The organism is Acinetobacter gyllenbergii, assembly GCF_001682515.1.
Taxonomy (GTDB): domain Bacteria; phylum Pseudomonadota; class Gammaproteobacteria; order Pseudomonadales; family Moraxellaceae; genus Acinetobacter; species Acinetobacter gyllenbergii.
The window spans coordinates 169284-185470 of the sequence record NZ_KV575262.1 but is presented as its reverse complement, the minus strand read 5'-3'; the positions used below and the strand labels follow the sequence as shown (position 1 = coordinate 185470).

Genomic DNA, 16187 nt, shown 5'->3' with positions numbered 1-16187 from the left:
ATCTATAGAAAAGCGGGAATTCCCCGCTTTTTTATTTTATGATAGGCAGTACGACAACCCTAACTGAAACAATGTAATCAGGAAAACTTACATTGAAAGAAATGAGCCATTATCTAATTGAAAATAAAAATATTGCATGGTCAGTCAGTTTCTGTCTTCTGGCAATGTTACTTACCGTCTTTATTCTCAATTTAATTTTGGGATTGGTTGTTCATTTCTTTGATTATTCACAACCGATTTGGTGGCATGTTCTCAGCCCATATTTTATAGTCCTACTCATTTTTGTTTTAGTGTGGTCTGTTGGTGCGGAACTTTATGTGCTGCGTGAAGGTGGTCACTCTTTAGCAAAACAGCTCAAAGCACGTCGTTTGGTCTTTGATGAAAGTACCCCAGAAGAAAGTACCGCATTAAAAGTGGTTGAGCAGGTTGCAAAAAGCTTTGATATCGATACGCCCGCAGTCTATGTATTGCCTGATGAAGTTGGGGTAAATGCCTTAACAGCAGGATTTAGATCGCAGGATATTGTAATTATTTTGACGTGGGGAGCATTACAAAATCTGGATGAGCTTGAGCTATATGGTTTGCTCAGTTATGAATTTAACCAGATTCTATCCGGTGAAGCGGTTGAAAATACCAAGCTGAAAATTTTATATAGCGGCTTAACTACCTTTAGCCAATGGGGGAGTAAGCTTGCTCAGGCGGGCTATAATCCATACGCGACCTCGTATCGAAATAAGTTTGAGACGATTTTTGTGGCGATTGGTGGAGTAATTTGGCTGATTGGGAGCTTGGGTATTCTCATTACCCGTTGTATCAAATATCTCACTTTGAGTGGTCGTACCTTCCGTAATGATCTTAAAACTATGCGTTTGATGAATAATAATGCCAATATTCAAACCTTATTACGGATTTATGTTCATCACTCAGGCTCACAAATTCATAGTGCTTATTCTGAGTCGATCTCACATATGTGCTTTGCTAACTCACTGAGTCCGCAAAGCTGGATGAACATTCATCCGAGTATCAAAGAGCGGATTTATGAGTTGAATCCAACTTTATTACAGGATTTACAATTAGAAAATTTAAGAAAGCTTCGCAATCGTCCCTTATTTAGTTTATTCCGCTCATTAGAAGAAGAAAGTGCGGATATTACAATGCCGTGGAGTTCACCACAGCCATTACCTTTGTTGCGATTATCTCCGATTAGTTTTGCTTTAAATGATGCAATCAAACCCCTCAATCCAGAAGTACGTAAAAATAAAAAGCGTCCTGAATTAATTCAGCGAGCGATGCAGACTGCTACGGGTTCACGTGAGGTGATGGTTGCGATTTTGATGATCCGCCAATATCGTGAATTTATTCCACAAGAAGCGCCTGTGAGTCATGCGATTGTTGATGCATTGTTAAATCTAGATGGTCGTATTCATGTGCAGATTTTCCATGATGCCTGTAAAAATATTGGACATATGCCAACCAGTATTGCACGTCAGTTTTTAACTAAGCTGGCTTGTATTATTCAAGAAGATGGCGAGGTGGGGTTGCTTGATGCCCTATTATTGGAACGGGTGAAGCAAGAGTTGAATTTAATGCCTGCACATTTGCCTGCTGCATTTGAAGATGTGAAATCCCAAATTGTGCATTTGATTGATGCGCTGTTACATGTTCAACAGATCAATAGCCCAAATCAGCTCGAGGTTCGCGAACGCATTTTGCAAATGCTTCTAACAGCAGATGAAATGCAAACCTATGCCGACATTTCAGACGAGCCACTTGATTTGGCTGAAATTCTAAATGATGTTTCTGGTTTATTGTTACGTGACCGCCTCAATATTCTGTCGATTGCAGAAAGATGTCTCTGGAATGATCGAATCATTACCCAAGATGAATTAGACGTGTTGGAGCTTTTGTATTGGCGTTTGGGTTTTGATACCCATGAAGTGGTTGAACAAATGCAAAAGAAAAATAGTTTGATGATTATTTAATGCATTACTTTGATGAATTGGAATCTGTTTATTCAACCGTTACGTGACAATCACATAAAGAGCTTACATTTCAGGGTAAGCTTGCCATTTATTTTATACTTGTATTACCTACTTTTTGAGTAAGTTATGGAACATATTGAAATTTTAAAAGCCTTATTTTTAGGTTTTATTGAGGGTCTTACCGAATTCTTACCCATTTCAAGCACAGGTCATTTGATTTTATTTGGTCATATGATTGACTTTCATTCTGATGATGGTCGTGTATTTGAAGTTGTTATTCAGCTTGGTGCAATTTTGGCTGTGTGCTGGTTATATCGTCAAAAGATTTTTGACTTGGTCAAAGGTTTCTTTAGTGGAGATGCAGAAGCGCGGCATTTTGCCTTTAGTGTCTTACTCGCTTTTATTCCAGCTGTTGTGATTGGTATTTTTGCGGTCGATTTCATTAAGAGTGTCTTGTTTAGCCCGCTTGTAGTGGCATTTGCTTTGATTATTGGTGGTTTAATCATTTTCTGGGTTGAGTCCAAAAACTTTGATCATAAAACCACAGATGCCACCAAAATCACTTACAAGCAAGCATTTTTGGTGGGGTGTGCGCAATGTGTCGCGATGATTCCAGGGACTTCACGTTCAGGTGCAACCATTGTGGGGGGGATGTTTGCAGGCTTGTCTCGTAAGGCAGCAACCGAGTTTTCCTTTTTCTTGGCCATGCCAACCATGTTGGGGGCAGCAGTCTTTGACTTAGCACGTAATGCCGATGTATTGACGCAAGACAATATGTTGAATATTGGTGTTGGTTTTGTGGCAGCCTTTATTTCAGCGCTGTTGGTGGTGAGTGCGCTGGTAAAGTTTGTTGAACGCCATACTTTACGTGTGTTTGCTTGGTACCGTATCGTGCTTGGTATTATCTTATTGTTTGTATTCCTATAAAAAATAAAAAAATCTCCCTTTTTGCAACTGCAGAAAGGGAGATTCTCCGCTAAAATTTTTCTTCTTCATTTCTACATCCCAAATCTGGTTCGATAGCACAATGACAATAGCGAAAATGAATGCTCGAGACTTAATTATTGATTTATTGCTAGGTCTTCAGGGACGAGCGATTTCCATTAAGCAAATTATTCTTGCGGCGCAACTTTTTGAAATTAGTGAAAACAGTATTCGGGTTGCTGTGACGCGACTCTCGAGTGAGGGTGTGATTGAAGCAATTGAGCGTGGTGTATACCAGTTTACCGTTCAATCACATGAGTGGGCCAATGTCATGCTCAATCGTAAACATGGTATTCAACAGACCAAGAAGTGGAATCAGCAATATTTAGCCGTTTTTACTGGTGAATTGGGGCGTGTTGATCGTACAGCCTTGCATCGTCGAGAAAGAGCACTCAAGCATTTCGGTTTTAAAGAGCTAGAACAAGGTATTTATCTTCGTCCAGATAACTTAGTCATTGGTTTTGATCAGCTTGTCGTTGAATTAAAAAGCTCTGGTTTAGAAAACAGTGCAAAGCTTTGTCAAATTAGTCATTTTGATGCCAAAACCCTAGCTGCAATTCCTGAACTTTGGTCAAGGCAAACCTTAAATCAGAATTATCAGAAATATAGTCAAATGATCCAAACATGGTTATCGACAGCACATCAATTGAGTTTGGAAGATGCGGCTAGGGAGTCATTGTTATTGGGGCGTCAAACGATTTCGTTATTGATGAACGATCCATTGTTGCCAGAAGGTTTTGTCGATGTGCAGCTTCGTGAACAATTTGCGCAAAGTGTGCAACAGCTGGATCAAACAGGTTTGAACTCTTGGCGAAAATTTTATGAGGGTCAAATCGAGTGATTACAAATATTACATTAAATTTAATTTTAATAGATTGACAGAAATATTACTTAATTTAGAATAAAAATATAAATTGTGTAGTTTTAAAATAAAACAAATACAGGATAGGGATATGAATACACGTGTGGCGATTAGTGATTTATTCTCTCGCGAAGAGATTACTGAATTAACAGCGAAGTCCGATGTTCATGGCAGTTGGGCCGTGTTTTCGACATGGGCCGTCATTGGCGGCACATTTGCTGCGGTTGCAAGCGCTTGGGAATATTTACCTGCTTGGGGTAAATTGCTTATGTGTATTGCAGCTTTGGTGATTTTGGCTGGTCGACAATTGGCATTGGCAATTATTATGCATGATGCCTCACATCAGAGTTTATTTAAAACCAAATGGTTGAATGATACGTTGACGGATTGGTTGTGTGCGCGTCCGATTTGGAATGATTTACATAAATATCGTGCACATCACATGCGCCATCATAGTAAAACTTCTACGGTCGACGATCCAGATTTATCGCTTGTAGCTGGTTTCCCGACGACTAAAAAATCACTCATGCGCAAATTTATGCGGGATTTGTCGGGTGTAACTGGATTTAAGTTTGCGGTTGGCCGAGTGTTGATGGATATTGAGAAGATGGAATGGACGGTCTCGAATGATCGTCGTTGGATTCCTCAAGAAGGGCGACATTGGACCGATTATCCCAAAGCATTCTTAAAGAATAGTGGCGGTGCAATTGTAACCAATGCGGCTTTATTTTCAGCATTGTGGGCGGCAGGTCATCCTAAACTCTATGGGTTATGGGTATTGGCTTATTTAACCCCGTTTCCATTGTTCCTACGTGTTCGTTCAATGGCGGAGCATGCTGGAATGGAGACTAGTCATAGCGCTTTAACCAATACCCGTACCACAAAGGCAGGCTATCTAGCGCGAGCTTTGGTCGCACCGATTAATGTGAACTATCATAAAGAACATCATTTAATGGCAGCTGTACCGTATTTTAAATTGCCACGGATGCATCAGATGTTACGTGAACGTGGGCATGTAGCTGCTCCACCAAGCTATTGGCAAGTATTGAATGAATTATCAGATAAAGCGGATTAAGCAATGGATTTTGGATTTCAGTTGTCAATCTGAAGAGCTATAACATAAACAATTGGAGTGATGCATGGCGGCTACGAAAGAGGAAATCATGGGATTCTTGGCGCAAGAATTTCCACAGGCGCTTAAGAAAAGTGTAATTGAAGAGATTACGCCCAAAGGTGCACAGCTACTTTATCGTGTTGATGCAGGGGATCTACGTCCAGGGCAAACTGTTTCTGGTCCAACGCTTATGTTGATCGCAGATTATGTGCTCTATATTGCCATCTTGGGGCATTTAGGTTTGGTCGCGATGGCGGTCACGACCAATATGACCATTAACTTCTTTCGTAAACCCAATGGCAATCGGGATATACGGGCGGTTTGTAAGTTAATTAAAGTGGGTAAAACTCTTGTTACAGGGGAAGTCTGGTTATATTCGCTAGATGATGAGGAACCTGTTGCACATGTGATCGGGACTTATGCACGACCACCTCAATAGAAACATGATAAAAACTAAAGTATTCATTTCACTTGCATCTGGTTTTAGCCATATGGCGGTGAAATTTATTCGAAAGCAAATTCTTAAATGAAATGATTTTAAAGATTGATTGACTGCAAATACATTAAAAATTGAAATCTCGTCATAGGATCGTGTCAACAAATAAGTTGAGATAAAGAGATAAAACAAATCTTATCTGGGAAGAACGAGATGATGATTAAAAATGGTTTAATTGCTTTGGCATTATTCGGGTTCGCGGCTACAACACAGGCGAAGCAAACGGTTTGTGTATTTGATCCAGTCGGTAAATCTGGTGATGCATTTGCATTGGCAAAGGATTATGCGCTCGAAGCTAAAAAATGGGGTGCGGATATTGATTTAAGAGCCTATGTTGATGAACGTGTCGCCGCAGAAGATTTGAAAGTTGGACAATGTGATGGCGCAATTATTAGTGGTTTGCGTGGACGACAGTTCAATAAATATGTTGGTTCACTTGATGCAGTCGGCGCTTTAACTGATTTGAAAACGGCAATTCTTGCTTATCAATTGCTCTCTAAACCCCAAGCGGCAAAAAGTATGATCAATGGCCCTTATGAAATTGCGGGTCTGGGAACCATTGGCCCAGCTTATCTATTTGTTGCAGATCGAAATATCAATACACTGGCGAAAGCCGCAGGTAAGAAGGTAGGGGTGTTTGCCTATGACGAAGCACAACCTAAACTGGTTGCTCAAATTGGCGCGCAAGCGGTTTCAGTCGATGTGACCAATGCTGGTGCAAAGTTTAATAATCATCAGATTGATATTGTGCCTGCACCAATCGTCGCCTACAAACCATTTGAACTGTATAAGGGGTTGGGAGATAAAGGTGGAATCGTAAAGTTTCCACTGACGCAAATCTCGGCAAATTTCATTATTCGAAAAGATAAATTTCCCGAAGGGTTTGGGCAGAAATCTCGTGAATGGGTGGCGGGGCAACTCGGTCGTACTTTTAATATTATTTCAAAATACGAAAAAGAAATTCCAACCAAATACTGGATGGTTATCCCACCTGAAGAACAAGTTAACTATATGAAGATGATGCGTGAAGCACGTATCTCACTCACTAAGGCAGGAATTTATGATCCAAAAATGATGAACTTCTTGAAAAAAGTTCGCTGCAAACAAAATCCAAACAACTTTGAATGTGCCCTCAATGATGAGTAACGCATGATTTGATTCATGAACCCTCTTTATTGATTGTAATTGAGAGGGTTTTTTATTGATAAATCAGCAGAAATTGTTAAAAATCATAACAATATTTAAGTATGCGAAAGCCTAAGAACATGCTACAACTAAAAATGTTCAAATTTATTTGTTCTTACGATTTCCAACGAATATGACGCTACCGCACGACTTAACACCTTTATCGCAAATTGAGTCAAATCAAGAACATATTTTAGCGATTAAGCGTAATGACTTATTACCTTTACTCAATGACCCGCATCGCCTCAATCATTATGCGGATCATTTAGTACAAGCCCAAAGTGTCTTATTGAATGGGGTTGATCCTAAGCTGAATCAACAGTTGAGTGAAGTGATTACTCAGATTATTCAGCAGCTGTCTTTATCAAAAAAACATTTGGGCACACGACGTTTTAATGCACTACAAAAATGGCTCGGGATCGATATTGAGTACGATGCGGGGCAGGTGAAGTATGTCAAAGATCTTGACCGTTTAATTCATGAGGCCAATCATTTAAGCCAACGCTTGCAGATCGAAATTCAAAAATCACAGTCTCGTTTGCAGCAGGCATTGGGTTTAAGGGAACAGATGGCTGCCTATATTCAGGCTGCTGATGAGTTTTTAATAGAGTATCCTCAATTTACCAAACAGCAAGTACTCGATCATTTTGTCGAGCGACTATCTAAAAAAATCAATACCTTACAGACATTACAAAGCAGTAATGATATTGCGATGAAACAGATGCAATTGTCACAGTATTTGTCTTTCAGTCTTCTGGATCGTTTTAAAGAAGCACAACAGGTCTTAATTCCAGCATGGCAATATTATTTAAAGCAAAGTCGAGAATCTAACTCGACAGCTACATTGGATCAACTCGATAAAAGTCGAGAGGATCTCATTCAAAATTTGAAAAAATCATTACAGAAATAAGAGGGAAATATGATGTCAGATTCAGAACTTAGCAAAGCATCTCATGAGCTTGAAATTAAGCCAGAGCAGCGTTTTGAGCAGTTGAACTTAAAAGACTTAGGCCTTCAACCTCAAGATTTTGCTGAAGTGATGGATGCACATAAAGAACTGGCCGATATTAGCACGACTGTTGTTGCAGAGTACGGCAAAAATATTGCTAATAAGACATCGACTTATACCGATGAATTATTGAGTTTAGTTCAAAATAAGGACTTAGATGCCACAGGTCAAAAGTTGAATGAGGTGGTTCAGGTTGCACAGCAGTTAAATACGTCAAGTATTTTAAATAAGTCTAAAAGTTCAGGTTTTTTCGGTGGTTTACTGAGTAAGTTTAAGGGTGCCAAGCAAAATTTTGATCAGCACTTTAATACCACCAAAGAACAGATTGATGTATTGGTTAAAGAGATTGAAAGTTCACAGTCGGGTTTAAAGGCACGTGTTGGAACGCTAGATAAAATGTTCGATGCGGTACAAGATGAATATAAACAACTGGGTGTTTATATCGCTGCGGGGCAATTAAAACAGCAAGATATTCAACAACAGATTTCGACGCTCACGACACAGGAGCAAGATCAGCAAAGTACTCAACAGATCTATGATCTGAATCACTTGGCCAATAACCTTGAAAAAAGAGTCAGTGATTTGCAGGTTCTGCAACAATCTGCGATGCAGACCTTGCCGATGATTCGGATTATTCAGTCGAATAATTTAATGTTGGTGGATAAGTTTTATGCCATTAAGAACATTACGCTACCCGCATGGAAAAATCAGATTAGTCTAGCGATTTCATTACAAGAGCAAAAGAACAGCGTGCAGTTGGCAAAAGCGATTGATGACACCACCAATGAATTATTGCGTCGTAACGCTGAGTTGTTGCATCAGAACTCTGTGGATACGGCAAAAGCAAATCAACGTTCAGTGATTGATGTGGAAACACTTGAACATGTACAAAACACCCTCATTAAAACCGTAAATGATGTGATTCAAATCCAAAAAGAAGGAATGCAAAAGCGGGCTGAAGCGACCACGCGTTTGCGTGCTTTGCAAGAGAGTTTGAATCATTTGGTGCTTGAGAATAGCCAACCACCTCAATCTTGATATGTTTTAGTCGTTAAAGGAAAGATCATTGTCACCCATAGAAGATTTTAGCGTACAACCGATTGACCAGCGTTTAGCGCTTTTAAAAAAGCGTCAGCGTCATTTGATGATCTGGTTTGTTCTCGCCAGTAGCTTAGTCGTTGTGACGGTTGCATCGTTATTTTTGCAAAAAGAATTTATCTATCGTTTCTTTGATCTTTCCACACATGTTCAGGTTTTAGATCTGCCTTATCATATTCAAGAGCTTATTCCATTTAAGCAACCTGCAGATTACTTCTTTAGTTTGTTGTCATGGTTCGGTTGGTTGTTGCTAAAAATTTTTGTTGCATTCATTGGTGCTTTTTTATTGGTCAGTTGGGTGAGGAAATTTAAGTTTTTTCAACAGCGTTTCCAGGCATGGTCACAACGGATTTTGGCTTGGATCATTGCATTTATTTTGCTTTGGTCAAGTCTCAGCTATATCCAATATGATTGGAAAGATGAAACTGAGCAGGCTTATCAACAATGGATGAGTTATCAAAGCAATATTGTTGAAAGCCGAATTGCACAAGATTTACAGCAAGCAGATATTGCGGCAACTGAAAAGGCCTATGTCTTGGCACAAGTCGCATTATTGCACCAACCTGTTGATCGGAAGACTGCTAATATTTATGTAAATCAATTGATTAGTGCTGAAAAAACGAATCCAACCCAATTTAAAAGCTACGATTTTAAGCCTGAGCAATTATGGGTCATGCAGCAGCAGTTGTATGGCAAAAGTATCACCTCAGTCACCCAACCTCTAGATCAACGTGCGCAGCAAGCAGAGCGTGTGTCTCAGATCATAAATGTGATCTTGTGGGGGATAACAATATTGGCAATTGCTTTAAGTACAATTTTATATGTACTTGCCAAAAATTTGAAAAATCGGCGTGTTCGAATTACCCAAAAGCTTGATGTCTCATAAATCTATATTCGATTTATCCGATCAAATCCATAAAAACATACTGTTTTACCTATTTATTACTTTTGCGTACTATAGCCTCATTGAATGAATTTAGCTGATTTAAAAGCCTTAGTCTTTGGAGAAATACATGTTAGATCAAAATATTAAAACTCAATTAAAAGCTTACTTAGAACGTTTAGAAAGTCCAATCGAGTTGGTTGCTGCTTTAGATGAATCAGACAAAGCTGCAAAAATCAAAGAACTCGTGACTGAAATTGCTGAACTTTCTGACCAAGTTACGGCGCGTTTTGACGGTTCAAACGCTCGCCGTCCTAGTTTCGGTGTGGCCAAAGCAGGTGAACAGCCACGGGTGTTCTTTGCTGGCTTACCGATGGGACATGAATTTACTTCTTTGATCTTGGCATTATTACAAGTGTCTGGTTATGCGCCTAAAGTGTCTGATGAAGTACTCACTCAGATCAAAGGTCTCAACTTAAGCGCAAATTTTGATGTGTTTGTATCTTTAAGCTGCCACAACTGTCCAGATGTCGTACAAGCTTTAAACTTAATTGCGATCAACAATCCAAATACCACAGCAACCATGATTGATGGTGCCTTCTTCCAAGACGAAGTTGAAGAACGCAAAATCTTGGCAGTACCAATGGTGTTTCAAGACAACCAGCATATTGGTCAAGGTCGTATGACTTTGGAAGAAATCGTTGCCAAGTTGGATAGCAATTCAGCTGAGAAAGATGCCGCCGCAATCAATGCCAAAGATGCATTTGATGTATTGGTGATTGGCGGTGGTCCTGCAGGTGGTACTGCTGCAATCTATGCAGCACGTAAAGGGATTAAAACTGGGATCGTCGCTGAACGCTTTGGCGGTCAGGTCATGGACACCATGGACATTGAGAACTTCACGACCGTTCAAAAAACCCTAGGCCCACAGTTTGCTCAAGACATGGAAGCACATGTGCGTGAGTACGGTGTGGACATTATGAACCTGCAACGTGTCAGCAAGATCACTGGTGCAGATCAAACAGCCAATGGTCTGGTTGAGGTTGAACTGGAGAATGGTGCCAAACTTGAATCGAAAACCATTATCCTGTCTACAGGTGCGCGTTGGAGAGAAATGAACGTACCAGGTGAAGCAGAATACCGTACTCGTGGTGTAGCCTACTGCCCACACTGTGATGGTCCATTATTCAAAGGCAAACGTGTTGCCGTGATTGGTGGTGGTAACTCGGGTGTAGAAGCAGCGATTGACCTTGCAGGCATTGTTGAGCATGTAACTTTGGTTGAGTTTGATACCAAACTTCGTGCTGACCAAGTATTGCAAGACAAGTTAAACAGCTTGCCAAATACCACTGTGATCTTGAATGCTCTCAGTACCGAAGTGGTGGGTGATGGTGCTCAAGTAACGGCCTTAAAATACAAAGACCGCGCCACAGATGTTGAACACACAGTCGAGCTTGCAGGGATCTTTGTACAGATTGGTTTATTACCAAACACAGATTTCTTGAAGAACAGTGCGGTTGAACTGAGTAATCGTGGTGAGATCGTGATTAATGATCGCAACGAAACCAGAAACCAATGTCAAAACCAATGTCAAAGGTGTCTTTGCCGCAGGTGACTGTACTACAGTGCCATATAAGCAAATCATCATTGCCACAGGTGAAGGCGCGAAAGCATCACTATCTGCTTTTGATTATATGATCCGTTCTGGCGTATAAATGATTTGATCTAAAAAAGCCCCACATTGTTGGGGCTTTTTTATTGTATTTAGTGCTTGGGTTTATATAAACCATGATCGACAAGGTGTTCACGTAAAATACGTCGTAACTCTAGAACAGCTTCAGGTGTCTCTTGGATTGAGTGACCGCCTGTGAAAATCTTCTCGGAAACGGCGCCATCTAAATGTGCACTTTTATAAGGAACAATCCCATCTGTAATGACATTTGGATCATCACTTTTGGTAATGTTACCCATAATCGAGTGAAAAATTAGTCCATTTTCTGGCGGAATAGAGGCAGTTAACTCCATAAATTTGGATTTTTTACTGAGATCACTTGGCCCATTTTGAATCACATCATTCGTGAGTGTTTTAACGAATTCTTTTAAATCCATGTCATCACTGGTGAGTGTATCTGCCAAAGTGGTCAAGAAGGTTGCAGGGAGTTTGATGATTTTACGTGCCGCCAGTGTAAACCAACGATCGGCAAAATCAGTACCTTTATGTGGAGCAGCCAAGAAAATCGCACGATCAAAATTAGTAATCGGTTCCATTTTGAGTCGTTCACCAATGACAGGGTGTTTACGTAAACGCGTTTGTTGACGGCTACTCATCATGGTGAGTGCCTGCTGGGAAATATCAGCTTTGCTCACCAAGAGTCGGCTGATAATCCCGCCCATACTATGGCCAATTAACACCGCATCTTGGGCTGCTGCATCCTTATCATTCAAGGAGCCAAAAGCTTGTTTTAAAAGCGCATAAATCTGAAAGCGACTTTCCAGAATTGGCATATTGGTTGAGTAAAAGACCTGCCATACTTGATAATGCTCTCGTAATACGGCATCACCCATAATGTCATTGGTTACGGCAATCCATGCTTCTGGGCTGCTGGCAAGGCCATGTACTAATACGATTACTTTTTTGTTCGGATTATAGGGTTCCAGCATATAGAGATGTGGCATGGTGAGATGCTGATCACGATCAATTAAGGTTAAATAGGCTGCTGCACCTAAATTATTTTCAGCTAACCAAAGACCATAAGGTGCAGAGAAATTGGCGGCAAGCGAATATTCTTTACCTGCAATACTCACTTTCTCTACGCTATAAGGGTCATAAACCTTTACTTCAAAGTTTGGGTTATTTAAAACATCGTTAATCGTTGCAGCTGCATTCTTGGGCTGCGCAATGATGGTTGCAGCCAAATAACGTGCTTTATGAATATTGGGGTTAAGTCCATTCGGATAGCTATAACTTAATGGATCAAGAATATATTTATTTTCACCATGGGCAGCATCCGTTGACGGAAATACTGCAACGAAATCTGAACCGAAACCATCTCGGCGGTTAATCGCTCTTAAGCCTGAAAAGTTCATGTTATAGCTGGAAATAAATTTTTCCAACTTCATATTTTGTAGACGTTGATAGGACTGAATATCGATGGTGTAGGTGCTTTTGCCAATCTGAATTGTGGGATTAATCGTTTTAGCTGGGTTTCTTAAACTATGCACATTCACCAGCTTGGTTAGAGCTTGATTGTAAAAGTCTCGAATTTGAACCTGACGGTTATCAAAAATGCGTTCTTGCGGTTGGCGTGCTGTTTTGAACAAATATGCATAGCTATAGCGAATACTTTTGTCTAAAGCTTCTAACTCTTGATCTAAGCATTGCTCATAAGTCTTTTGAATGGTTTTCTGTTCTTCTTCTGGTTTGTGTTTTGTCAATTTACTGATTTTGCATTCGGAAGAATCCGAAAGGGTGAGTGCCTTGGAAAGATATAATTCACTCGCAGTCGATAATAATTGCTCATCCTGAATTTGTGGGATTTTATGTAAGTCTGCAATGCACTCATTTGGTGTTTGCATACACACTTTGGCTTCTTTGCCAGACATCGACAGGACATTGAGGCTGGCTTCGCTGAGCTTTTTTTGCGTAAGAATACTATTACGTTCGTTAGCAATCGTTACATTCACTGCTTGCTGCTTAAGACTGACAACTTGGCAGCCACTGATCAGCATGGTGCTGAATAGAGAGATAAAAAATAAACGTTTATTGGGGTTAAATGCTAGCATGATATGTCAGCAAGTTCGTTGGGAGATTCTTGCTATAATACGAAAATCGAATGTTTTTTCAATGACAGATAAAAAAATAGACTGTACACGACAGTCTATTTTTACAAATCTAACCAGTTCCAATTAGTTGAGAACTTGCCATACATTCCAGCGTTTGCCAGTTTCAACTTCTTTGATCAAGCGGTCAGTCACTTCCGCTTCATCTGGATAGCTTACTTTGTAGTTTTTCAAAGTTTGAATCGCATTTTTCTTTTGCTCTAACCAGAGATAGTTGTTGGCAGCAGAAAGATAAGCTTCTTGAACACCACCTTTCATGGCTTTGTCTAAATAAGGAATGGCTTCACGTTGACCGCCACCTTCAGACAAGCCAAAACCAAACCAGAAGTTAGTTTCTGGGTCATTTGGGTTAATTGCAAGAATACGTTGTGCATAAGTCAAGGATTTTGAGGTGTAAGCGGTACCTAAGTCGAGGTTACGTGCCATCACACTTGCTTTAAAAGCACGCGTCAATACGTCTAGAGAGGCATTTGGCTTTTCAGCTAAAGCATCTAATTTCTGTGTCGTTTCTCTTAACTTGACTTCATAACCTTTACGTTCTTGACGTTCAGGGAAACGAGGTGGGTAGTGGCGGGCTTTACCTTCTACCAGTTGTAAAAAGTCATCAATTTCAGTGACATCAACTTCATTATCACCAGCAAGAACTGCATATTTCATGCTGCGTTGCTTGTTATCAATGGTTGGAATAATCAGTTTGTTGATATCCAGCGTGGTTGATTTTGTTGGATCGCTTTGTAAGGTCACGACCATTTTTGTGACAGGCTGAGCAGCTGCATCTTTGATCGCAACTTCAAAGCTTGGTGGAGCATCATATTTAACTGGATTTAAAGCATAGAATGCAGGAGTTGGATCTGGTTCCTTGAACACAAATGGTTCAGCAACCTTGTCTTTTTTAACTGGGGCGATGCCACAGGCCGTCAAAAAAGAAGTTGAAAGTACAAGTAATGCCAAAGGCTTAAAATTCATGCTTTACATCCATTAATTTTAGTTAAATGAGAAGTAGATCGTTGGTTTCACCAGTCTAGGAAAAGCAAAACCAACTTGCAATGAAAAGCGTGTTACATTTTTTATATATGTGACTATGTTGCTGAAGTTTTGTTCTGTGCTTCGCACTCACGTCTAACTTCTTCAATAATTTTGAGTTCTTCTTTACTCAATGGTTGAGTTTTTGAGTTTTGTGGTTTGAAACTTGGATCAAGTTCAGACAATCGCTTGCAGAGTACATTCATTTGTTGTTCATTTTTCTGCATACGATCTAATAAAACACGAATACCTTCCAGAATTGGATCAGATTGATCTTGGGTCGTGGCATAAGGTTGGAAACCAATGCTTTCAGCATAGTCACGACGGCTAGCTTCGTCTGGTTCAATTTGAGTCTTGTCTTTAAAAATATAGCGGGCAGGGTTGCCGACAGCAGTTACACCTTCTGGAACCTCTTTGGTGACGACAGCATTTGAACCAACCTTAGCGCCTTTATGTACCGTAAATGGTCCTAAGATTTTTGCACCAGCCCCAACCACTACACCATCTTCGAGGGTCGGATGGCGCTTACCTTTATTCCATGTTGTTCCACCTAAGGTCACGCCATGATACAAGGTGACATCATCACCAATTTCAGCTGTTTCACCAATCACCACCCCCATGCCGTGGTCGATAAAAAAGCGTTTGCCAATTTTTGCACCAGGATGGATTTCAATTCCAGTGGCAAAACGGCTAAATGAAGAGAGTAGGCGAGCACTGCCTTTGTATTCTTTTTTCCAGAGTTCATGCGCCATGCGGTGCATGATCAAGGCATGAATCCCAGGGTAGGTGGTGAGGACTTCGAGCGTATTGCGGGCCGCGGGATCACGTGCAAATACAGCTTCGATATCTTCTTTTAGCTGTTTAATCATGAGTATGATCCTCCGTATTTGTTTTTTTCCATGAACCTTTGGCAAGCGCCTGTACGCGACTGAAAATCCCGCGCAATAAATGGTACTCCATACGATCTAATTGTATCCTTCCGAACAGGCGACGCAAGCGTAATGGCAATAAACGAGGATTATTCGGATCAAGAAACTCGATTTCTGTCAGCATTTTTTCTAGATGGGGATAGAACTGTTCCATTTGCTGTTGCGTGACTAAAGGCTCATCCCACTCCATGCTTTGTTGCTGTTTGAGTTGCATGTGATCAGTTGCTGTTTCTGTCACAGTGCTGTTTTGTTCCAATGCAGCCATTCTAAGTTCATAACAAACCACTTGAATGGCTTGAGCGACATTCAAAACACCGTATTCAGGATTTACTGGAATGGTTAAGTGATAATTGGCTAAAGCCAATTCTTCATTGGTGAGGCCACGATCTTCACGGCCAAATACAATTGCAATATGCTGTGCTTTGGTTGCGGCTTGTAGTGCTTCCTGTGCAGCAGGGCGAACATCCAGTAATGGCCATGGAATAGTGCGGCTACGGGCACTTGTTCCAAAAACCAAATGACAATCTTGAATCGCTTGTTCTAAGGTCTCAACAATTTCAATTTGTTCAATTAAATCTTGTGCACCTGCTGCCAAAGCATCGATATCGGGATGTGGGTAGGTTTTTGGTGCAACCAAGACCAGTTTTGATAAACCCATGGTTTTCATAGCGCGTAAGGCGCTACCAATATTGGCTGGCAGAGTGGTATTGACCATAACAATACGCACATGATCCAAATGTTTGGACACGCTATTTGAGTCAAACAGGTTCATATATCATCCA

13 protein-coding genes and 1 pseudogene are annotated in these 16187 nt (G+C 40.5%); 10 read left to right on the top strand and 4 right to left on the bottom strand.

The features are described from left to right. The first annotated feature begins 92 nt into the window (after nt 1-92). The 10 genes and pseudogenes from NG55_RS06870 to ahpF all read left to right on the top strand — a co-directional run bounded on the left by NG55_RS06870 (nt 93) and on the right by ahpF (nt 11328). Complete coding sequence (locus NG55_RS06870; RefSeq protein ID WP_016543162.1) at nt 93-1982, top strand: M48 family metalloprotease; 1890 nt, start codon at nt 93-95, stop codon at nt 1980-1982. Between the two features lie 126 nt (nt 1983-2108). Next, entirely contained in the window at nt 2109-2909 is an 801-nt protein-coding gene (locus tag NG55_RS06865) for an undecaprenyl-diphosphate phosphatase (RefSeq protein WP_016543161.1), read from the top strand. Nucleotides 2910-3009: 100 nt separating this feature from the next. Further along, nucleotides 3010-3807 carry a PaaX family transcriptional regulator C-terminal domain-containing protein gene (locus NG55_RS06860; RefSeq protein WP_065342809.1) on the top strand — a complete coding sequence of 266 codons (798 nt, stop codon included), beginning with the start codon at nt 3010-3012 and terminating at the stop codon, nt 3805-3807. A 112-nt stretch (nt 3808-3919) separates the two neighbouring features. After that, entirely contained in the window at nt 3920-4903 is a 984-nt protein-coding gene (locus NG55_RS06855; protein WP_065342808.1) for a fatty acid desaturase family protein, read from the top strand. A 64-nt stretch (nt 4904-4967) separates the two neighbouring features. Further along, nucleotides 4968-5381 carry a PaaI family thioesterase gene (locus NG55_RS06850; protein WP_023269999.1) on the top strand — a complete coding sequence of 138 codons (414 nt, stop codon included), beginning with the start codon at nt 4968-4970 and terminating at the stop codon, nt 5379-5381. 210 nt (nt 5382-5591) lie between these two features. After that, nucleotides 5592-6584, top strand: a complete 993-nt coding sequence (locus tag NG55_RS06845) for a putative solute-binding protein (RefSeq protein WP_016543157.1) — start codon at nt 5592-5594, stop codon at nt 6582-6584. A 172-nt stretch (nt 6585-6756) separates the two neighbouring features. Continuing rightward, nucleotides 6757-7533, top strand: a complete 777-nt coding sequence (locus NG55_RS06840; RefSeq protein ID WP_016543156.1) for a hypothetical protein — start codon at nt 6757-6759, stop codon at nt 7531-7533. Nucleotides 7534-7545: 12 nt separating this feature from the next. Further along, nucleotides 7546-8670 carry a toxic anion resistance protein gene (locus NG55_RS06835; protein WP_065343058.1) on the top strand — a complete coding sequence of 375 codons (1125 nt, stop codon included), beginning with the start codon at nt 7546-7548 and terminating at the stop codon, nt 8668-8670. A 28-nt stretch (nt 8671-8698) separates the two neighbouring features. Beyond that, nucleotides 8699-9616: a hypothetical protein gene (locus tag NG55_RS06830; protein ID WP_065342807.1), complete on the top strand. Its 918-nt coding sequence runs from the start codon at nt 8699-8701 to the stop codon at nt 9614-9616. Nucleotides 9617-9743: 127 nt separating this feature from the next. Then, nucleotides 9744-11328, top strand: a pseudogene (gene ahpF / locus NG55_RS06825) (alkyl hydroperoxide reductase subunit F). Nucleotides 11329-11377: 49 nt separating this feature from the next. Here ahpF and NG55_RS06820 read toward each other — a convergent pair. The 4 genes from NG55_RS06820 to NG55_RS06805 all read right to left on the bottom strand — a co-directional run bounded on the left by NG55_RS06820 (nt 11378) and on the right by NG55_RS06805 (nt 16177). Further along, nucleotides 11378-13396 (bottom strand): esterase/lipase family protein, encoded by a 2019-nt coding sequence (locus tag NG55_RS06820; RefSeq protein ID WP_065342806.1) that lies wholly within the window; start codon nt 13394-13396, stop codon nt 11378-11380. A gap of 123 nt (nt 13397-13519) precedes the next feature. After that, a complete protein-coding gene (locus tag NG55_RS06815) occupies nt 13520-14419 on the bottom strand; it encodes an ABUW_2363 family tetratricopeptide repeat lipoprotein (protein WP_016543256.1) in 900 nt (299 codons plus the stop codon). Between the two features lie 113 nt (nt 14420-14532). Then, entirely contained in the window at nt 14533-15345 is an 813-nt protein-coding gene (gene cysE / locus NG55_RS06810) for a serine O-acetyltransferase (protein ID WP_016543257.1), read from the bottom strand. Further along, entirely contained in the window at nt 15338-16177 is an 840-nt protein-coding gene (locus NG55_RS06805; protein WP_016543258.1) for an RNA methyltransferase, read from the bottom strand. Before NG55_RS06805 ends, cysE begins: the two co-directional genes overlap by 8 nt. Between the last annotated feature and the right edge of the window lie 10 nt (nt 16178-16187).

What these genes read in the sequence shown, in the direction of transcription:
- NG55_RS06850 (WP_023269999.1), top strand. Translation starts at nt 4,968, where the DNA reads ATGGCGGCTACGAAAGAGGAAATCATGGGATTCTTGGCGCAAGAATTT.
- NG55_RS06855 (WP_065342808.1), top strand. Translation starts at nt 3,920, where the DNA reads ATGAATACACGTGTGGCGATTAGTGATTTATTCTCTCGCGAAGAGATT.
- NG55_RS06840 (WP_016543156.1), top strand. Translation starts at nt 6,757, where the DNA reads ATGACGCTACCGCACGACTTAACACCTTTATCGCAAATTGAGTCAAAT.
- NG55_RS06845 (WP_016543157.1), top strand. Translation starts at nt 5,592, where the DNA reads ATGATGATTAAAAATGGTTTAATTGCTTTGGCATTATTCGGGTTCGCG.
- NG55_RS06865 (WP_016543161.1), top strand. Translation starts at nt 2,109, where the DNA reads ATGGAACATATTGAAATTTTAAAAGCCTTATTTTTAGGTTTTATTGAG.
- NG55_RS06860 (WP_065342809.1), top strand. Translation starts at nt 3,010, where the DNA reads ATGACAATAGCGAAAATGAATGCTCGAGACTTAATTATTGATTTATTG.
- NG55_RS06815 (WP_016543256.1), bottom strand. Translation starts at nt 14,419, where the DNA reads ATGAATTTTAAGCCTTTGGCATTACTTGTACTTTCAACTTCTTTTTTG.
- NG55_RS06805 (WP_016543258.1), bottom strand. Translation starts at nt 16,177, where the DNA reads ATGAACCTGTTTGACTCAAATAGCGTGTCCAAACATTTGGATCATGTG.
- NG55_RS06835 (WP_065343058.1), top strand. Translation starts at nt 7,546, where the DNA reads ATGTCAGATTCAGAACTTAGCAAAGCATCTCATGAGCTTGAAATTAAG.
- NG55_RS06820 (WP_065342806.1), bottom strand. Translation starts at nt 13,396, where the DNA reads ATGCTAGCATTTAACCCCAATAAACGTTTATTTTTTATCTCTCTATTC.
- cysE (WP_016543257.1), bottom strand. Translation starts at nt 15,345, where the DNA reads ATGATTAAACAGCTAAAAGAAGATATCGAAGCTGTATTTGCACGTGAT.